Raw genomic sequence first — 18403 nt, 5'->3', positions numbered from 1 at the left:
CGGCGTTACCGTGCGCGTTTGGCACCTCCCCTCCACTGCTCCCTCGCTGGCTAGTATACTGTTGTGCCTATTGCCCATTTAGGCAATCCTCTAGTTGAGAGTATGACGATTGGATGGAGGGTGACGTTCTATTCGACAAAAACGCTTCTATCTTAGGGCGAACGGAAATTGCGTGATCAATTGTGGCGTCGCTTCCGAGATCATACAATCCGGACTGTATCAAGGTTTGAGACTCTTCATATGTGGTGATCGCGCTCCGCGTTTGTGAGAGCAGCTCGAGCTCATCCGTGGATGCTGCTCCGGGAAGGCTACGCGATACGGATTTCGATACATCGATCGCAGGGAATCGCCCCCGCTCAGCGATGTTCCGAGACAATACAACGTGGCCATCGAGCACGCCTCTCATTACGTCCGCGACCGGGCCATCCATGTCTGTGCCCTGAAGTAAGACAGAAAAAATAGCGGTAATATCTCCTTTCCCGATTGGCCCAGGGCCCGCCCTTTCGCTCAAACTCATAAGTTCTTGAGTAATAGAGGGTGGAAAGCCCCCCAAACTCGCGGTCTCACCTGTCGTGAGCGCAATCTCTCGATGAGCCTCGGCGAATCGCGTGACAGAGTCTGCCAGCAAAAGGACGTGTGCGCCTTCATCCCTGAAATATTCGGCAACAGCCATGCCGACCCAAGCTGCCTTTCGACGGATCATCGCGGATTTGTCCGAGGTGGCAGCGATGATAACCGCGCGCTGTAACCCCTCCTTTCCAAGGGTGTCCTCTATGAAGTCGCGAACCTCCCGACCGCGCTCCCCGATCAAAGTGATGATGACGACGTCCGCCTGAACACCCTTGGCAAGATCGGCGATGAGCGTGGATTTTCCCACACCGGAACCTGAAAAAATACCTAGGCGTTGCCCTCGAACCAGCGGCAGAAGCGTGTCAAAAGCAGCGATTTTCGTTGGTAGGCGACCCCCGAAGCGTTTTCTCAGCGTGGGTGTGGGTGGGGGCGATTTTAATGGCACTTCTGCTGACCCCGTGATGAGCGGCATTCCGTCCAGCGGGCGCATAAAAGGGTCAATGACTCGACCGAGCCAGCTGACGTGCGGCATGATCCGTAGTGCCCCGTGGTGAGATACCCGATCGTTAACAGCAACCCCGTCGACACCGCTTTCGGGCAGGACGTCCAGAGCCCCCTTTTGAACACTTAAAACTTCACCGTAGACCGTGAGGCCTGAATTTTTATGTAGGGTCACTAAGTCGCCAACGCGCGCGGCCGACGATAATCCACGAACCCTGACGACGCCCGCGGAAGTTGATGTCACAAAGCCCTCCCTCGCGTAACGAGGAATTTCACCAAAGGCGGATATCATCTGATTAAAATTTTGAGACAAGTTTCTACTCTTCTTGGTCCGATTACTTTTTCTAAACGAATGGCTCTTAAGACAAGATGTACACACTTGATGGGAGAACCCCTGATGTTCAAAAATTTACCTTTATTGCAGACAGCCGGATTTTTGGCACAACACGCAACGGCAAGTCAGAAGGTGATCTCTACCAATATCGCTAACGTGGATACGCCAAATTATACACCTCGCGAAGTTTCAAAATTCACTGATGAAATGATACAAACACGTCATGAATTGACTTGGGGTACCACACGGACGGGACATATTCAGGCCGATCATCATGCAGATATTTTTCCCGTCTCTCATAAGTTGGCGTGGGAGACGAAGCCGAACGGTAATTCAGTTTCGCTTGAGGGCGAAATTTTGAAGTCAATTGATGTCGAGCGACAGCACTCCAAAGCGATCACGATATATCAGCACTCGGTCGATCTACTGAAAATGTCGATCGGTCGCGGACGGTAATGGGAAATGAGTGAAATTTCACAAAGTTTGGCCATATCGGCAAGCGGTATGCGGGCCCATGCAGCGCGCCTCCGATTGACATCCGAAAACCTAGCGAACGTCAACACCCCTGGATATCGTCGCAAAGTTACTTCCTTCGAGCAAGAGTTTAAAGTCGGCGAAGCAACCGGTTTGGTCCGAAAGGGCAAGACCAATTTGGATCAGAGCGAGCTCCCCAAAATTCACGACCCATCGCACCCGCTGGCGGATGCAGGAGGATATATTCAAGGCTCCAATGTGAATTTGATGATTGAGATCGCTGACGCGCGTGAAGCGCAACGAAGCTATGAGGCCAACCTCAAGATGTTTGAGCAGACACGCAAAATGTCTAGTGCCTTGCTAGATATCCTGAGGCGTTAAACCTAGAAACTTACAAGGATAATCCAGAATGGATATTTCTACTACGATCGCGCACCGCGCATATGAAGCGGCCAAACTTGGAACAAGCCCGAGCGCAGATACGCCCGTAGGTCGGGCGGCTCAGCAGTTCGCCGATGTGGTCGCAATGGGCGAGCAGGTCGCAATGCAATCGATGACATCAAACGGCGATCCGCACAAATTGGTAGAGGCGTTGACCCAGTCCGAATTGGCCGTCCAAACTGCTGTAAGTGCGCGCGACAAGGTTGTTGAGGCTTATCAAGAAATTCTTCGGATGCCTGTTTGATGCTTGGCGAAGCTGAATTTTTCGATGTGATGCGGCAGGGGCTGTGGGTGGCTGTCGTCATCTCCGGACCGATATTAGCCGTCGCGTTGGGCGTCGGGCTGTTGATTGGCCTCTTTCAGGCGCTGACATCAATTCAAGAAATGACGTTAACCTTTGTCCCCAAAGTCGGTGCAATTCTTGCGACGTTCTGGATGTCGATGAGCTTCATGACCAAACACCTCATGATGTTTTGGTCTGGCACAATCATTCCAATAATTGTGGGGGGCTAGTGATGAGTAATTCCGTCTATACGACGCTAACCCGTCAGTCCGGCCTGATGAATGAGATGCGCGTTGTGGCCAACAATATAGCTAACCTTGCCACAACCGGGTTTCGGGCCGAAAGCGCCATTTTCTCAGAATTCGTGATGCCGTTGGGCGTAGGTAACGACAGCATATCAATGGCGCGCGCAAACGCGCACCAGACGAATTACCACCAAGGGTCCTTGACGCAAACAGGCGGGGCTTTCGATCTCGGAATTAACGGTGACGGGTTCTTTCAGGTGCAGACCCCTGATGGGGTAAGGCTGACGCGCGCAGGGGCTTTTAGTCTGAGCGCAGAGGGTGAACTGGTTTCACCTGATGGAAGTTTGCTTTTGGATGTCGGGGGCGCGCCGATGTTTGCCCCTGCCGACGCTGGTCCGATCAGTATTTCTGCCGATGGGACATTGTCAGCGGGCGGACATCCGGTGGCACAGATTGGGTTAGTTCTGCCGACCGATCTGACGACGCTTGTGCGCGAGGGCGGCGTGAAATTCAAAACAAATTCTGACCTTCTGCCCGCTGATAACGCCACGATAAGCCAAGGTTTCTTGGAGTCTTCGAATGTCGATGCTGTTGGGCAAATAGCGCGCATGATCGAAGTTCAGCGGTCATACGAGATGGGGCAGTCATTCCTAGAGAAAGAAGATGAACGACTTCGCTCAATCATGACATTGGTCGGCGGTCGATAACGAAAGGACAACAACATGAATGCCCTCAAAATTGCAGCAACGGGTATGGCTGCGCAACAATCTCGCGTCGACGTTATCTCTAATAATTTAGCGAACATGTCGACGACTGGTTACAACGCGCGTCGCGCCGAGTTTGCCGATCTGCACTATCAGCAGCTGACGCGTGCAGGCAGCATCAATGCGGCTGATGGAACATTGGTGCCGGCCGGCGTTCAGATGGGGCTAGGCGTCCGTGCGACAGCGGTGTCTGTGAACGTGGCGCAGGGCGCGCTGTCGCAGACCGGTGGGGATCTAGACTTGGCCGTTGAAGGGCGTGGCTACCTTGAGGTTGCTTTGCCATCCGGCGTTTCGGGCTACACTCGCGACGGCGGTTTGAAACGGACAGGCGATGGCCTGTTGGTGACATCTGATGGATTTCCCGTGGTTCCAAACATCACGATTCCCGAAGATGCACGTTCCATTTCGGTCAATCCCGAGGGAGAGGTGTTCGCCTACTTCGTGGACCGCGTTGAGCCTGAGCAGCTTGGCCAACTCACGCTCGCAGGCTTCACGAATGAAAAAGGGCTCGAGGCGATAGGGAGCAACCTGTTCGTCGAAACCGGTGCCTCTGGAGGGGCGGTTGTCGGCACTGCTGGCGAAAGCGGTTTGGGACGGTTCCGGCACGGCTATCTAGAGGATTCTTCAGTCGATGCCGTCCGTGAAGTAACGGAACTAATCGAGGCGCAACGTGGTTACGAACTGAACGCCAAGGTCATCACGGCTGCTGATCAAATGCTTAGCGCGACAACGCAAATCCGATGATCAGATATGCGAGTGCCGTTGTTTTGCTGACAGCCCTCTCTGCTGCCGCAGCCGCAGCGCAGACTGTCGTGCCAGAGCATACGTTGCGCCCCGGTCATATGGTAACGGCGGAAGATATACGCATTTCCGAACGGTCGTTGAATGGCACATATTCGAACGTATCGCAGGTGATTGGTCAGGAGGTGCAACGGGTTCTCTACCGTGGTCGGCCGTTACAGGCGGGCGACGTTGGCCCAAGGGCGCTTGTCCATCGGAACGACATCGTCACGCTAATTTATAAAACCGGTACGTTGAACATCGCCACTGAGGGGCGCGCGCTCGGGCGGGGGGCGGTCGGGGATACTTTGCGAGTTCTGAACCTTGTGTCAAAAAATACAGTTTTGGGCCATGTAAGTGATTTGGCCGAAGTAACGGTAAGTGGAAAGTAGATTTGATGAGCCAAACTCGTGCCATTCAGGGACTGGCTTTGTTCGCCATGCTAGCCGCATGTGGGCGCTTGGAAGATGTCGGAAAGCCACCGGAAATTAGTGCGATTGCCAATACTAACGAGCATTATGCGATGATGCGGGTTCCAGTTCCGAAATCTTCCGAACCCGAGTTGGCGACAGACAGTGCATCGCTATGGGAGTCTGGTCGAAATTCACTGCTTGGAAACCAGAGGGCGGAGCAGGTTGGCGATATCGTAACAGTGGTTGTTGAGATTGATGAACGCGCAGAAATCTCCAACAGCAGCTCGCGAGGGAGATCCGGATCCGAAAATTTAGAGCTGCCTTCGCTTTTGGGAATCCCGCAGCGTGTGAACGAAATATTACCCGACGGGGCGTCGCTGGATACTGCAGTTTCGACCAATTCATCCAGCTCGTCTTCTGGCGACGGTACGATCAAGCGGAAAGAAAAGTTCTCCATTCGGGTCGCTGCGACTGTCGTAGACGTCTTGCAAAATGGTGTCTTGAGTATCGAAGGTTCGCAGGAAGTGCGGGTCAATTTCGAGCTACGTGAGCTGTTGGTTAGCGGATACGTGCGACCCGCTGACATAAACAGAAAAAATGAGGTGTCATATGACCGTATCGCGGCTGCGAGAATTTCATATGGCGGGCGAGGGCAGATTACAGATGTGCAGCAGCCCCGTTACGGTCAGCAAATTGCTGATATCGTATTGCCATTTTAGGAGTTTGATTTGGGCGCCTTGATACCAGTTTTATTGCTTGTTTTGGGTTTGGCAGCGGGCGTTGGGGCAGGTTTTTTTCTTCGTCCTGCTCCTCCAGAACCTCCGACGGCTTCTTCTGTGGATGAGGGGCCGGCGGAGGCCGCAGCACCCCTAAAGGCGGCCGAACCGGTGGAGGTGGAGCTTAGTTTCGTCAAGATTAACAATCAGTTTGTCGTTCCAGTCATCAAAGATGATCTGGTGTCGGCGCTCGTCGTGTTGTCACTAAGTTTGGAGGTGCCCGCTGTTGATACCAGCGCGATTTATGACAGGGAGCCAAAGTTGCGCGACGCGTTTCTTCAGGTCCTGTTTGACCACGCATATTTGGGCGGATTTGACGGCGTTTATACCGCGTCAACAGCGATGGATACGCTTCGCAGTTCGTTGCTCGCGAGTGCTCGAAGGGTCGCAGGTGAAAACGTGTCTGACGTTCTGATCACTGACATTGTTCGACAGGATATGTAGCTTATTCAGTTTTTGCAGCGGCTCTAGCCGCCTCGAGCCGACCAAATGATTTTTTCAACTGTTGGCGTGCGTTCCGCAGATCTGATTGAAGCTCGAACACAAGGCGCATCAGTCTTCGCGCTTCGGCTTCCCGCCATTTTAAATGGTTGCTCCAAGCATGGGATTGTTCGAAGCTCGTGGAATCATCGCTCAAAGGCTGCTCAAATTTGCGAAGTTTAGATACCTGCGCTTCTAAGGCGGCGACCTTGGTACGTATCACATTGAACGCGGATTGATCCCTTTGGTAAGCGGCATTGAGCAGCGGAACAAGCTTGGCGATACTCACTTCGTATTTCTCCGAGAGGTGTTCATCGATTGCGCAAAGCGGATAGCAGCGGCGACTGCGCGAAAGTTTTCAGGCCAAATTTCTTTCCCGACATCAATGTGCGCATAGAGCGACCGAGCGGTGGGTGGGTCACTGTGAATAGGTACCGATGCTGCGTGTGCTACCTCCCGAATGCGCGCGGCGATTTCGTCTACGCCCTTCGCCACGCAAATTGGCGCATTAGGGCTGTTTGCGTCCCACTTCAATGCAACGGCATAGTGGGTGGGGTTAACAATCACGACCGCTGCCTCGGGGACATCCGCTAGCATTTGATTCATGGCAATCTCGTAACCGCGTTGCCGGCGCGCCTGTTTGTTGTGAGGATCGCCTTCGGCCTCTTTGCTCTCGTCCTCCACCTCCTTTCTAGTCATGCGGTGTTTTCGGTGGTGTTCTGAAACTTGCCACAAGTAATCTATCCCACCGACGAGCAGGGACATCCCGAGTATGATTGTCAGAAATGACAGAATTTGCAGGCCTAGCAGAGCTGAGATCTGCGACGGCTCAAGGCTTATGACGTGCAACATATCGGGAAAGGTGGAGCGTAGAAACAAAATCATGAGCAAGCTCACGACCACCAGCTTGAGTGCAGATTTCAAAAATTCGAAAAGCCCAGATGCCCCGTACTTATTCTTTACGGACGCGATAGGCGATATTTTGTTGAGCTTGGGCTGAATTTTGGACGGCGCAAAGGTGAACGCCTGTTGGCCGAGCAAGCTCAGCAAAACCGCAATTGCAGGTATGCTAAACAGAGGCAGCAATGAAGATATGCCGACTTCTTTCATTAGCCCGGCCAATGTGACGCTGTCTGTCGTGCCATCGATGGCGATAAATGCAGCTGGGTCCGATAGGAGGTGGCTTAGCTTGGAGGCGGCGTCTAGCAAAGTCGTCGGTCCAAGTATGGTTAACGCTAAAATCAATCCAAGATATGCGGCGGAGGCATTCAGGTCAGCTGATTTGGGAATCTGTCCTTTCTTTCGGGCGTCTTGCAGCTTCTTAGGTGTTGCCTCATGTGACTTCTCTCCGCTCTCCGCCGGTTCCGCCATTTAAAAACCAGACCCTTCGGGGCTGCTGATACGCATAAAAAAGCGACCCCAAACAGTAAGTATGAACGGACTTGAGAGCATCAGCAGTAGGAGGCCCCCGTAGCTAATTGCAGGGGCGCCAACCAGCGCGACCATCAGTTGTGGCATTGCTTTGTTTATTGCGCCTAGTCCCAGGTTGTAGATTAAAGATGCCAACACAAAAGGACCGGCCAAGCTAAAACCTAGCCCGAACGTGTGGCTTATGTTGCTAATGGCCCACTCCGCAGTCGGTCCGGGGACCGGCCAAACGCCGGTTGGAAAGCTGTGATATGAGTGGAGAAATAGTTCAACGACGCGGATGTGCAGCCCGAGCATGACCGCGAAACACAGTCCCGATACGACAAAGAACGTGCTGAACGCGGGTTGCGGATCGGCTCCCAGTCCCCCACCGAAGAACTGGGACAGCGACGTCGACTGCGCCGCTATTGTACCAGCTATCTGAAGCACAAAAACGGTTAGACGAAAGACAAAGCCGACAAGTAAGCCGGACACGATTTCCGGCCCGATTAACGCAACCCAATCTTGTCGGTTAGAGATCTGCGCTAGAGTGGGCCAAATTAGCGGTGCCAATATCGCTGAGAAGGCGAGCGTAGCGCCTAGCTTTATGCGCATCGGTACGGCCTTCTCCCCAAACGCAGGGAGGAAGGCCATGGCGGCGCCGACGCGCAGAACGATAAGGGAGGCCGTCCAAACGTTTTGTTCGGACATCAGTACTGGCAAAGAATCGAGCATTATGCGGCCACTACGCCGACAATGGCGGGCCGCCCATCTTGGGCTATTTCTTCGTAGGAGAAAATTGGCGTGTCTATGCCACGACTGACGAGAAGCAGCCGCAAAAAGCGACGACGTTGCACAGACGTGACCACGGCTGGAAAGACGCCGGTCTCGTTCAGGTGGCCCAATTTTTGCGAAACCCCGTCGGCTAGACGGCTGTAGTCCTCGGGTGGTAGCGCAATCTCGGAAGGTAAACCCTCAGGGATAGCGTATTGGGTGAACAACTCCTCCCACTCAGGGGACAGTTGCAACAACGGAAGCGAGCCATCATCCCGTTTAAGATCAGCGAATAGTTGTGCGCCTAATCTCTGCCTCGTGTGTTCACACAGGGCTTCCGCGGTCGAGTGAATGGAGCGGCCTTCAGCAATACTCTCAAGAATGACCGGAAGGTTCCGGATTGATATGCGCTCATCGAGCAGCAGTCTAAGAACCTGTAGAAGTGTTTCCATCGACACACGTTCAGGGATCAGTTCATCCAGTATTTTTCGATTAATTTCGTTGCGTTTGGTGTCGGAAAGATTGGTGAACTCGTCAAGAATACGTCGTAGGCTGCGCATGCTAAGCAAACGCGAAAAATTGGTTTTAACGACTTCCAGAAGATGCGTCGCAAGTATCTCAGGGGGGGCGACAACAGTGCAGCCGGCCATTGCAGCATCTTCTTTTGATTTGCGACTGATCCATTTTGCGGGCGCGCCATACACCGGCTCTTTTACCACTTCACCTTCAACGGCGTCCGGATCGTGTGGCGGAAGTAGCGCTAACACGGAGTCGGGATGCAATGTGTCCTCCGCTTTGACCACGCCATGTATGCGGATGCGGTATCCCCCCGATTTCAGCGAAGCGTCATCCGTTAGCCGAATTTCCGGAAGAACCAGCCCGAAACTGCTGGCGACGTGGTTGCGCATATTGCCGATGCGGGTCTCTAAGCCGGTGGTTGGGTCAAGTGCCATCATCACCAAGTCGGGCGAAAATTCGACATGTATTTCATCCAGATCCAAGATGTCGCCCATGGATTTTTCTGGTATTTTCGTGACGGGGGGAGAGGGTATCACTGCCGGCTTTAGATCCAGTTTTCGTTTGAAATGATACGCGGAGGCAAGAAGCGTTAAAGCCCCCAAAAGGAAGGGGACGAAGGGCAAGCCCGGGACCAACGCGAAAAACACCATGAGAACACCGACTGTCGCCAACGCTGCTGGGTGTCGTCCCAGCTGCTCCACCAGTGCGATATCCGTTGCGCCGCTTGTGCCACCGCGGGCGAGCAAGAGCGCTGTGGCGATAGAGATGATGACTGCTGGAATTTGTGTGACCAGACCGTCGCCAACGGTAAGGATCGCATAGGTTTCGAAGGCCAACCCTAACGGCATGCCGTGGGCAGCGACGCCAATGATTAATCCCATGACAAGGTTAAGCATCGTGATTAACAAACCCGCCACCGCATCGCCCTTCACGAACTTGGACGCGCCATCAAGGGACCCGAAGAAAGTCGTTTCCGCTTGTTCACGCTCCCTTCGGGTTTTGGCCTCGGTGTGATCGATTGCACCTGCTGACATGTCACTGTCGATTGCAAGTTGCTTGCCAGGCATCGCGTCTAAAGCGAAGCGGGCGCCGACCTCAGCCATTCGCGTGGCGCCCTTCGTGATCACAATGAAGTTTACAATAAGCAGGACGGAGAAGACGACCAACCCGAGGTAGACACTGCCGCTCATCACGAAGTTGGCAAACCCTTCAATGACATGCCCCGCGGCGCCCGTTCCTGTATGCCCTTCGCCAATGATAAGTTTCGTGGATGATACATTAAGTGACAGCCGCAGCATTAAAGATGCCAAAAGAATTGTCGGGAACGACGAAAAATCAAGCGGGCGTTCCAGGAACAATGTTGTGGTGAACATCAAAATGGCAACGCCAAAAGACGCCGCTAACCCAAGGTCTAGAACCCACGCGGGCATCGGCAAGATCATCATCACGATGACCGCCATCAATGCCACCGCAAGAAGGACAGTTGGTTGGAATTTCAGTTTCATCGTTGACGTTGGCCTGGCTCTGTTTGCCCCGTCCATAGGCAGGGTGCGTGCAAATCAGTTTAGGTTAAAAGTGCATAACGATATGTTAAGCGGTCTGTTCTTTACCCGTTCAAGGGGGCGCTGGTCCAAGCGTGCTGACAACCTGCTCCCGCAGATCCTTGCTGGTTTTCAAAATAGCGCTTGCAGCGGCGATCGTGGTCGGCTCGTCAGGCAATGCTCGTGGGCGGGCCGGACCCGCAGGTGCAGTCGATGCGTTAACTTGTGGGGGGTGGTCGCGCTTGGTGCTTCCTTTTTTGCCCGAAAAATCGCGGGACAGCTCGTCCATACCCGCAGCGGTTAAGCGGTCGGCAATCTCCTGAACGGCGCTTTGTTGAAGATAGGTTTGTGCGCCGTCATGGCCTAGGTTCAAAGCGAATTTAGCTACGTCGATATCGCGGCCTTTCGCGATAATTTGCGACACCGTGAAGCCGATCAAGTCCTTCCGGTCTTGATCTGCCTCTAGTTCCATAGCCGATGCAATTGCATCTGTATAATTCCCTCGAAATGCCGATACACGCACCAAAGCCTTTTCAATTTCAATAGCCTCCGGCGTGCCCGCTTGTTGTCTTGCAAACGATCTCGCGACAATAAGAATATCATTGGAAATCGCGAGGTTTTGATCAATTGTCCGGTTGATTAAAGCAACAAGCGCCATCGGTGTTTCCGCGTTGCTTTGGGCCACTAGCGCTTCTAGTTCGGGAATACTCGAATCGGCGAGATTACTTGCGGGATTGGGGTATTGAGGATCTGCATCGGTGTGATTGGAGATCATGTTCTTGATTACGCCCGCGGCGACACCGTTTTCGTCATCGTGCAGTCGCGATATTAGCTTCGGCCCGAGAATTGTTCGTAGATGGTGTGGAAGGCGCGAGAAGGCCTCGGCGACGATTTTCCCCTGAGGTTCGGAGATGGCGGCGTCTGTGCGCCCAAGAAGGGCAGCCCAGAGAGACATGGTCCCCTCACAGCCATTCGCCGGTAGGTCTAACGAGATTTTTCTACCGCTTTCGCCGTCTAGTAGTCTTGAGACAACAGTTAGAAAATTAGCGTCATAGGTGTCTTGATCGAAAGCCACGATGCTTGCCCGCGCTTCTGCGCCCATCGCGAAAAATAAATATAGTCGCGTTAAATGGAGGGCGCTGGATTGGTCCGTGACGTCGAACTCCATGACCGTATCGCGTCGAAGCCGCCCAAGTTGATCGGCGAAGCTTTCGTCTGTTCCCCAATTTTGAATATCGCCATAGTGTTCGGGCGGACATTGGGGCGGTGTTGGAATGGACGGTGCGTTGCGCTGATTAGCGCGTTCCGCCGCGGATGTAGTCCTGATCCGCTCGACTGCGTGCGGCTCATCGAACAGCTGCTGTGCGGCTGCGGGGCGCGTGGCACTGGGTGGCGCCGGAACAAGCAGGTCTTGCGTGGCGGCTTTTGCCAAACGCTGGGTCAGGGTTTTCCTCAAAGCATTGATGGATGCCGATGTGGCGCTTTGCATAACAAAGCCATCCGGTTCGGGCCAGACTAAGCGCGTGTCTTGTGGGGGTACGTCAACCTCGACGTCATCTACGGTATCGGTGATATCAACCATGATGCCACCGCGCTCTACAGCAGCTACTTGAACCTTGCAGGTACAATCAAGCGTCAATTCGATGCCATCTGGCAGCGCCCTTATCTCAGTCACTCTTTCGCGGGGTATAAAGGTGAACGTGTCGGCGGTGTCGAAACTAGAGGTCCAGCCTGTCACCTTGATGGTTACCTTGTTCCCATTCCGCGATTGGGTCCATTGTTGAGTCTGGCCAGTATATAAAACAAGACGTGAAAATGTGCTGTGCTCACCGGACTTGATTTTCGCAGGTTTGCCCAACACAAAAGTTGGTAGACTCAACATTATCAGAAGGATCAAGAGCCTCACGCAGCTTCCTTGCGCGCCCCCTTAAGGGCGTCTTCAAGTTCGGAGTAGCTAGGGCGAAGGGCGCTCGGCGTATTTTGGCGCCCGACTTCGATGCACATGTTGGTGGAGTGCATATGTAGGTTGGCGACCAAAACCTCGCGGATAAGCAATTGGAAGTGACTTTCATCCTCAATCACCATTTTGATCTTTGCGGCGAACGGACCCACAAAACCGTAGGCCAGATAAACGCCGAGAAAGGTGCCGACCAAGGCGCCACCAATCAGCTTGCCAAGGATTTCAGGCGGCTGATCGATTGAGCCCATCGTTTTGATGATGCCTAGAACGGCCGCAACGATGCCTAGCGCAGGTAGGCCGTCAGCGAGGGTCTGCATCGCGTGACTGGAATGCATTGCATGATGTGAATTGCCCTCGATCCGTTTTTCCAACACCTCCTCGACCTGGTGAGGGTCGTCATAGTTCATCCCAGCAGAGCGTAGGGTGTCACAGATCAGGTTAACCGACTCTCTATCGGCCAGGATGCGGGGGTAGGTATTGAAAATATCGGATTCGTCGGGCGCTTCGATGTGGGGCTCCAGCTCCACTGGGCTTCTCCGAGCAACGCGCAGGAGCTCGGACAGCAAGCAAAGCAGATCCTGATAGTCCTGCTTCTTCCATTTTGGCCCTTTAAATACTTTGCCTATGTCCTTCACAGTGTGTTTGACGCTTGAAAAATCGTTACTGATGAGAAAGGAGCCGACGGCCGCGCCCCCAATCATCGTGAATTCAAAAGGAAGGGACTTGAGAATGATCTCCATCTTGCCGCCGGCGGCAAGGTAGCCGCCGAAGACCATGACAAGAACAACGACTATGCCTACTATTCCAACCATTATTTCAACTCACTCACTGGGCGCGTTCGCATTTCTGCCGGCGAGAACAACGCTAACAGCGTAAGCCTTCTCAGCGCTTAAGGCGGATAGAATTCCGGCGGCTGATGCGGGCGGCATCTCTCCCAGAAAGCCAGCAGCGAACTCCGCGCTCATCTGCTCAAACAGTTGTGCCGCGGCCTTTGGCTTCATCGATTGGTACACGCTGGTAAGCTGTCCGATGTCATCAAGCGAGGCGCTGCTGACATCGTTTATGGTCTCCGCGAGGCGGTGCTCGGCATCCTCGACACGGGCAAGGTTTGCCATGACGTCGGCCTCCATTTTCGCCAGCACCAACTGGCGTTCGGACTGTTGGGCCTCGACCTCGTCTTGTTGCGCAGCGCGCGTTTTAAGCATCTCCATCAACGCAGCGGTTTCTGCGTCAGTCATGCATTGAGCGGGCTCTGCGTCTGATGCGAATATGTCACCGTCTGCGGGGCTGGAGGCAACTGCAATCCCGATGGAGCCGAGCCGCAAGCTGCCGGAAGCCAATAACATGACAAAGATTAGCGTCAGAACTCCCTTGATTGACCGAGAAGATTTTACCGATGCCATTAGGAAGCCCTCCGCGTCGCAGTTCTCACAAAAACGTTGACGTCATCCGGTAGTGGCGCCGTTGGCGAGGCCGGTGCGACCTCTGTATTATCAGGTGGTGGTGAAGCGGTTTGGATAATGCCGTCGTCTTCTGGAAGGTCTTGCAACGCAGCGATCATTAGCTCCAAGCGATCCGAGACACGCGCCGCCGCTTCCGTCTTTTCAGCCAGTTTTTGCGCAGATTCCCCCGCCGTTTCTTGGGCTGAGGTCAGAACCTCCGTCATCTCGTCAACTTGACGCGACATAATGGCGATGGCGGACCCCAAATCTTGATCCAAGCCCTTAAGCTTGGACAACTTACGGGACAGCACGAAGCAGTAAACGGATGCGAATACGGCGCCTAATCCGAGCAGAATGTCAGATAAAAATTCCAATTTTAGCCCTCACGAAAATACGAATTCAGTTATCAACAGGTCACGAACGTGGCCGGTCCCCGTCACGATTTGAACCCTTCTCAACATCTGCGCCCGTAGTCTTATCAAGGACGCTGGGTTTTCCAGCTCACTTAGGTCCACAGCGCGCAGATAGCCGTTCAACACGTCCAGAATTCTGGGCATTAGGGTGGCGACATCTTCCGATCGCTCCGGCGCGACTTCTAGTTCAGCGCGAAAGCGAAGCTGGCGCGACCCTGACTTGCCAACGGTTACGACAATCGGCTCCAACGGAACGAAGCGAATTGCTGGAAGAGGCTCCGTCGGGACGAATTCAGTGACCTCGTGTTCGATGGTTTTAGGCGCGAACAACATTCCAGAGTAAACGACGAAGAACGCGCCGCCGCCTCCCAGCAGTGCCAGAACAAAGCCGATAATCAGTCCCTTTTTCCCTTTTTTGGGTGGAGGTGCTTCAACATCTTCGGTCATTCGATTCTCGCCAATTTTTTTCAGCTATAGCGTGTAATCGACTAACCGATTGTTAAGGCTGATCACTTTAAGTGGCTGTCAGCGGGTCAGAATGACTCGCCTAAAGAAAGGTTCTGCCGTGCAGCCACTCCAACAGATTTGGAACGCATTGGATCCGATTAAACGTGCGACGGTCATCGGGTCGGTCGTCTTGGTTGTGTTGGGCGTACTTTTTCTCACGCGCCTCGCCGCGACGCCAAACATGGGGCTTCTTTATAGTGGTCTCTCCCCAAGTGCGGCCGGGGAAATTATTGACCAGTTAGAGGCGCAGGACGTTCGTTACGAAGTCAGGGGAGGCGCGCTTTATGTGGACGAGGCGCGGCGCGACCACTTACGTTTAACGCTGGCTGGGGCAGGACTTCCGGCGAACGGCGGTGAAGGGTATGAATTGCTGGATGGGCTCAGCGGCTTCGGAACAACGTCCCAGATGTTTGATGCCGCGTACTTACGCGCGAAAGAGGGGGAGTTGGCGCGGACGATTGTTGCAAACGCCCAGATTAGTGCCGCACGGGTGCATATCGCGCAGATGTCCCAAAGCCCCTTCCGTCGCTCCAGCCAGCCAACCGCCTCAGTGTCTATTCGTGGCAATGGTGGGCAAATCTCTGATGCCACTGCGGAAGCCATTCGCTTTCTTGTGGCGTCTGCTGTGGCGAGCCTTCGGCCAGAAGATGTATCTATCATAAACGCGGATTTAGGGCAGGTCATGGCGCAGGCAGGTGCTGAGACGCCCGTCCGAACAGCCCTCGCGCATGGCGCGCGCCTTAAGCAGAATGTGGAGCGGCTGATTCTGGCGCGGACTGGCGTCGGCGGCGCGGTCATTGAGGTCAACGTTGATACGCTCACCGACGCGGAAACAATTCTGGAGCGCAAGTTTGATCCGGAAAGCCGCGTTGCGATCAGCACGAATACTCAAGAGACTACGAGTTCAACCAAGAACCAAGGCGGCGGGGGGGTGACGGTCGCCAGCAATCTGCCGGAGGGCGGGGGCCAAGGCGGCTCGGAGCAATCGGGGCAAAACTCCGACACGCGTGAAATCGTAAACTACGAAGTGTCTGAAACTACGCGCGAGGTGCGCCGCGTCGCCGGCTCTATAAAGCGGATTACAGTGGCAGTGCTGGTCGGTGGGACAATGCGCGTCGACGACACGGGAGCGGAGGTGTGGGAGCCCCGAAGCGCCGACGAGCTGCTGGCCTTAGAGGCGCTGGTCAAATCCGCTATCGGGTTTGATGAGGCGCGCGGGGATTCCGTTACCTTGCGCTCAATGGATTTGTCGTCAGACGCCGCGTTGGTTGAAACGCCTGACAACGGGTGGATGACTTCGCGACCGCTGGACATCATGCGCCTGATCCAAATTGGGGTCGCAGCTTTCGTTGTTCTGGCTTTGGGTATGTTCGTCCTTCGCCCCATGCTATTGGCGGCTAAGACGGCGGCCCCCTTGAATGAGGTACCTGCACCCGACCTGTTGGCGGGGCCGCAAGCCGACGACCTGCTGGCCGCCACGGGGCAAGCCACACCCGCACAAATCGCCCCGCCTCGCGGGGGCACTCAGGATCTGCCCGCGGTGGTGCAGGGCCAGTCGCCGACCGTTATCGAACATGAAGATCCCGTAGAACGATTGAAGGCGCTGATCGACGAGCGACAGGATGAGACTGTTGAAGTCCTTAAAAGCTGGATCGAAGAGCCGGAAGCGACGGTCCAATGAGCGGCACGCCATTTCTAGAGGATTTCGCATCGCAGGAACGGAGTGCGGGGCAGAGCGCGGCTGGTACGCCGACGCAAGCAGAGCTTCGCGCGTCGTTTGATGACGGCTATAAATGCGGCTGGCAAGATGGTGGCGCCGCCGCGCAAAGCAAGGATCAAGAGGTGCGAGACGCCATGTCATCCGCGCTTCAGGCGATGAATTTTACGTATTTTGAGGCGCGTCAACATGCGTTGCAGTCGGTGCGACCGGTCCTTGAGGCGATGGTCAACGCAGTGCTGCCACAGGTGTTGGCTCAAAGCCTTGGCGGGCGTGTCATTGAAGTTCTGGAGGTTGCCTCCAAGTCGGTTGAGCCCTCGGTCACCATCACTTGCGCACCTGATAGTGAGGCGATGCTGAGCGCGTTGGTCGCGGATGTTGTCAAGTTTCCGGTCACTATTAACACCGAGCCAACGCTGACGACCTCGCAAGCTTTAATCGCGTTCGACGACGGGCAGACCTCTGTTGATCTGGACGCAACGCTTCAGGCGCTGCGCGACTGCATCACCAATTTCTACGACACGACCGACATGAAGGAGGCGGAACATGCCTGAGCCGATAAACCCAACAGGAGATATTTTGCAGGGCGTGAATGTGGACCTGCGCGTCTGCGTTGGCTCTGCATCGCCGACGATCAAGGAGTTAATGGCGCTGAGCCCCGATTCAGTCTTGTCGTTGGACACAACCATCGACGACCCCGTAGAGCTATACGTAGGCGAAAAGCTGGTTGCGCGTGGATTTCTCGAAAGCTCTCAAGACGCGGAAAACGGTGGCTTATCAGTGCGCCTTACTGCCGTGGGTGATATGGCGACGGGCTTAAAGTGACTTACACCAAAGCAGTTCTTATCGTGGCTGTTGCCCTCGCCGGGACCGCGCTTGGTGCATCGCCGAGCGTCGCGCAAGATATAGCCATTTCGCTGGGGGACGAGACGACTTTAAGTGCCCGCGCGATGCAACTTATTGCGCTCATGACCGTCCTAAGCCTCGCGCCGGGAATTGCGATCATGATCACGTGTTTTCCGTTCGTGGTCACTGTTTTATCTATCCTGCGGCAAGCCATCGGCTTGCAAGCTGCACCGCCAAACATGCTTATCGTCAGTCTGGCGCTGTTCCTAACCTACTTCGTGATGGACCCCGTTTTTACGGAAAGCTGGCAGGTCGGTTTGAAGCCGCTGAACGATGGCATCCTAACCGTTGAGCAGGCGATTCCCAAGGCATTAGAGCCGTTTCGCGGGTTCATGGCGGCGCGGGTCGATGTGGACACTTTTTTCATGCTGTCGGAGCTTCGCCCAGAGCAGGCAGGGGATGGAACACCCGCCACTGCTTCGCTGTCGGTCTTAATCCCGTCTTTTATGTTGAGCGAGATTGAGCGTGCCTTTCAGATTGGTTTTCTGGTGTTCCTTCCGTTTCTCATCATCGATCTGGTGGTATCTGCGGTGCTCATGTCGATGGGGATGATGATGGTCCCACCCGCCATCGTGTCATTGCCATTCAAGCTGGCCTTTTTTGTCGTGGCAGATGGGTGGAGCCTCATTTCAAGTGCCCTAGTCAGGAGTTATTCATAGTGGCCCAATCAGTGAACCCCGCGCCGCCCGCCGACGAGATCCACCCGACACCAGCGCAGGTGAAGAAAGCCCGCATGCTGGTTTCAATGCTTGGTGCAGATTTCGCAAAGACCTCGCGGCACCCGTTTTTCCGCGAGTTGGCGCAAACTGCGGTCCAGCCACTGGAGCAAGCCGCTACGGTGCCGGATTTGAGTGCCGCATTGGCAAAACTGGTGCGGCGACTTGGCGACGCGAAAGCTCCTCAAAGGCCTGCGGAACGGATAGAGGTCGCGCATCAGGCCGAGGATCGCCACGATCCGGCGCGGCGACAAGACGCGCGGGGGGATATCATGGCGCAGCACCCGGCCTTGATCGCAAAGCATTTGGTGACATTACCCACATCAGCCCAGCTGGAGGCGCTCCGAAAACTGCGCGGGCCGACGGCCAGACAAGTGGCTGCATATGTGGCGGAGATGAAAACATAGGCGCGGGCAGCGCCGTTTTTGCATGGCGCGAGG

At 54.7% G+C, this 18403-nt stretch carries 24 protein-coding genes; 14 read left to right on the top strand and 10 right to left on the bottom strand.

Annotation, left to right across the window (positions count from 1 at the left end):
- Window positions 1-67: 67 nt before the first annotated feature.
- A complete protein-coding gene (locus BLW66_RS06550; RefSeq protein ID WP_425283325.1) occupies window positions 68-1384 on the bottom strand; it encodes a FliI/YscN family ATPase in 1317 nt (438 codons plus the stop codon).
- 84 nt (window positions 1385-1468) lie between these two features.
- Between BLW66_RS06550 and BLW66_RS06545 the strand changes: the two genes are divergently transcribed.
- The 9 genes from BLW66_RS06545 to BLW66_RS06505 are packed head-to-tail and all read left to right on the top strand — an operon-like array spanning window position 1469 to window position 6025.
- The gene (locus BLW66_RS06545; RefSeq protein ID WP_089946269.1) at window positions 1469-1861 is read left to right on the top strand and encodes a flagellar basal body protein; all 393 of its coding nucleotides are present in this window, start codon (window positions 1469-1471) and stop codon (window positions 1859-1861) included.
- A 6-nt stretch (window positions 1862-1867) separates the two neighbouring features.
- Window positions 1868-2260: a flagellar basal body rod protein FlgC gene (gene flgC, locus BLW66_RS06540; RefSeq protein ID WP_089946266.1), complete on the top strand. Its 393-nt coding sequence runs from the start codon at window positions 1868-1870 to the stop codon at window positions 2258-2260.
- Window positions 2261-2288: 28 nt separating this feature from the next.
- The gene (gene fliE / locus BLW66_RS06535; RefSeq protein WP_089946264.1) at window positions 2289-2564 is read left to right on the top strand and encodes a flagellar hook-basal body complex protein FliE; all 276 of its coding nucleotides are present in this window, start codon (window positions 2289-2291) and stop codon (window positions 2562-2564) included.
- On the top strand, window positions 2564-2833 hold the full coding sequence (locus tag BLW66_RS06530) for a flagellar biosynthetic protein FliQ (protein WP_089946262.1): 270 nt from the start codon (window positions 2564-2566) through the stop codon (window positions 2831-2833). Before fliE ends, BLW66_RS06530 begins: the two co-directional genes overlap by 1 nt.
- 2 nt (window positions 2834-2835) lie before the next feature.
- Window positions 2836-3555, top strand: a complete 720-nt coding sequence (locus BLW66_RS06525; RefSeq protein ID WP_089946260.1) for a flagellar hook-basal body complex protein — start codon at window positions 2836-2838, stop codon at window positions 3553-3555.
- A gap of 15 nt (window positions 3556-3570) precedes the next feature.
- Window positions 3571-4356, top strand: a complete 786-nt coding sequence (gene flgG / locus BLW66_RS06520; protein WP_089946259.1) for a flagellar basal-body rod protein FlgG — start codon at window positions 3571-3573, stop codon at window positions 4354-4356.
- Window positions 4353-4784 carry a flagellar basal body P-ring formation chaperone FlgA gene (gene flgA, locus BLW66_RS06515; RefSeq protein WP_089946257.1) on the top strand — a complete coding sequence of 144 codons (432 nt, stop codon included), beginning with the start codon at window positions 4353-4355 and terminating at the stop codon, window positions 4782-4784. The genes flgG and flgA overlap by 4 nt, the downstream gene beginning before the upstream one ends.
- A 5-nt stretch (window positions 4785-4789) precedes the next feature.
- Window positions 4790-5524 carry a flagellar basal body L-ring protein FlgH gene (gene flgH / locus BLW66_RS06510; protein WP_089946704.1) on the top strand — a complete coding sequence of 245 codons (735 nt, stop codon included), beginning with the start codon at window positions 4790-4792 and terminating at the stop codon, window positions 5522-5524.
- A 9-nt stretch (window positions 5525-5533) separates the two neighbouring features.
- Complete coding sequence (locus tag BLW66_RS06505) at window positions 5534-6025, top strand: flagellar basal body-associated FliL family protein (protein WP_089946255.1); 492 nt, start codon at window positions 5534-5536, stop codon at window positions 6023-6025.
- 1 nt (window position 6026) lies between these two features.
- Here BLW66_RS06505 and BLW66_RS06500 read toward each other — a convergent pair whose 3' ends face one another.
- The 9 genes from BLW66_RS06500 to BLW66_RS06460 all read right to left on the bottom strand — a co-directional run bounded on the left by BLW66_RS06500 (window position 6027) and on the right by BLW66_RS06460 (window position 14564).
- Entirely contained in the window at window positions 6027-6350 is a 324-nt protein-coding gene (locus BLW66_RS06500) for a hypothetical protein (RefSeq protein ID WP_089946254.1), read from the bottom strand.
- On the bottom strand, window positions 6347-7432 hold the full coding sequence (locus BLW66_RS06495) for an EscU/YscU/HrcU family type III secretion system export apparatus switch protein (RefSeq protein ID WP_089946252.1): 1086 nt from the start codon (window positions 7430-7432) through the stop codon (window positions 6347-6349). The genes BLW66_RS06500 and BLW66_RS06495 overlap by 4 nt, the downstream gene beginning before the upstream one ends.
- Window positions 7433-8179, bottom strand: coding sequence for a flagellar biosynthetic protein FliR (locus tag BLW66_RS06490; protein ID WP_244508568.1), 747 nt, complete (start codon window positions 8177-8179; stop codon window positions 7433-7435).
- A 23-nt stretch (window positions 8180-8202) separates the two neighbouring features.
- Window positions 8203-10302 carry a flagellar biosynthesis protein FlhA gene (flhA, locus tag BLW66_RS06485; protein ID WP_244508567.1) on the bottom strand — a complete coding sequence of 700 codons (2100 nt, stop codon included), beginning with the start codon at window positions 10300-10302 and terminating at the stop codon, window positions 8203-8205.
- Window positions 10303-10375: 73 nt separating this feature from the next.
- A complete protein-coding gene (locus BLW66_RS06480) occupies window positions 10376-12208 on the bottom strand; it encodes a hypothetical protein (protein WP_139254536.1) in 1833 nt (610 codons plus the stop codon).
- Window positions 12205-13074, bottom strand: coding sequence for a flagellar motor stator protein MotA (gene motA / locus BLW66_RS06475; protein WP_089946245.1), 870 nt, complete (start codon window positions 13072-13074; stop codon window positions 12205-12207). Before motA ends, BLW66_RS06480 begins: the two co-directional genes overlap by 4 nt.
- 9 nt (window positions 13075-13083) lie before the next feature.
- Window positions 13084-13608, bottom strand: a complete 525-nt coding sequence (locus BLW66_RS06470) for a MotE family protein (protein WP_170833414.1) — start codon at window positions 13606-13608, stop codon at window positions 13084-13086.
- A 56-nt stretch (window positions 13609-13664) separates the two neighbouring features.
- Window positions 13665-14078: a hypothetical protein gene (locus BLW66_RS06465; RefSeq protein WP_089946242.1), complete on the bottom strand. Its 414-nt coding sequence runs from the start codon at window positions 14076-14078 to the stop codon at window positions 13665-13667.
- Between the two features lie 9 nt (window positions 14079-14087).
- The gene (locus BLW66_RS06460) at window positions 14088-14564 is read right to left on the bottom strand and encodes a flagellar basal body-associated FliL family protein (protein ID WP_089946240.1); all 477 of its coding nucleotides are present in this window, start codon (window positions 14562-14564) and stop codon (window positions 14088-14090) included.
- 91 nt (window positions 14565-14655) lie between these two features.
- Here BLW66_RS06460 and fliF point away from each other — a divergent pair, with 91 nt between their 5' ends.
- The 5 genes from fliF to BLW66_RS06435 are packed head-to-tail and all read left to right on the top strand — an operon-like array spanning window position 14656 to window position 18370.
- The gene (fliF, locus tag BLW66_RS06455) at window positions 14656-16305 is read left to right on the top strand and encodes a flagellar basal-body MS-ring/collar protein FliF (protein WP_089946238.1); all 1650 of its coding nucleotides are present in this window, start codon (window positions 14656-14658) and stop codon (window positions 16303-16305) included.
- The gene (locus tag BLW66_RS06450) at window positions 16302-16895 is read left to right on the top strand and encodes a FliH/SctL family protein (RefSeq protein WP_089946237.1); all 594 of its coding nucleotides are present in this window, start codon (window positions 16302-16304) and stop codon (window positions 16893-16895) included. Before fliF ends, BLW66_RS06450 begins: the two co-directional genes overlap by 4 nt.
- The gene (locus BLW66_RS06445; RefSeq protein ID WP_089946235.1) at window positions 16888-17166 is read left to right on the top strand and encodes a FliM/FliN family flagellar motor switch protein; all 279 of its coding nucleotides are present in this window, start codon (window positions 16888-16890) and stop codon (window positions 17164-17166) included. The genes BLW66_RS06450 and BLW66_RS06445 overlap by 8 nt, the downstream gene beginning before the upstream one ends.
- Window positions 17167-17189: 23 nt before the next feature.
- Window positions 17190-17906, top strand: coding sequence for a flagellar type III secretion system pore protein FliP (fliP, locus tag BLW66_RS06440; RefSeq protein WP_244508566.1), 717 nt, complete (start codon window positions 17190-17192; stop codon window positions 17904-17906).
- Complete coding sequence (locus tag BLW66_RS06435) at window positions 17906-18370, top strand: hypothetical protein (RefSeq protein WP_089946232.1); 465 nt, start codon at window positions 17906-17908, stop codon at window positions 18368-18370. Before fliP ends, BLW66_RS06435 begins: the two co-directional genes overlap by 1 nt.
- Window positions 18371-18403 lie beyond the last annotated feature (33 nt).

It is taken from the genome of Litoreibacter albidus (assembly GCF_900107015.1).
In the GTDB taxonomy this organism is placed as follows: Bacteria; Pseudomonadota; Alphaproteobacteria; order Rhodobacterales; family Rhodobacteraceae; genus Litoreibacter; species Litoreibacter albidus.
This window is presented reverse-complemented; position numbering and strand designations above follow the sequence as displayed.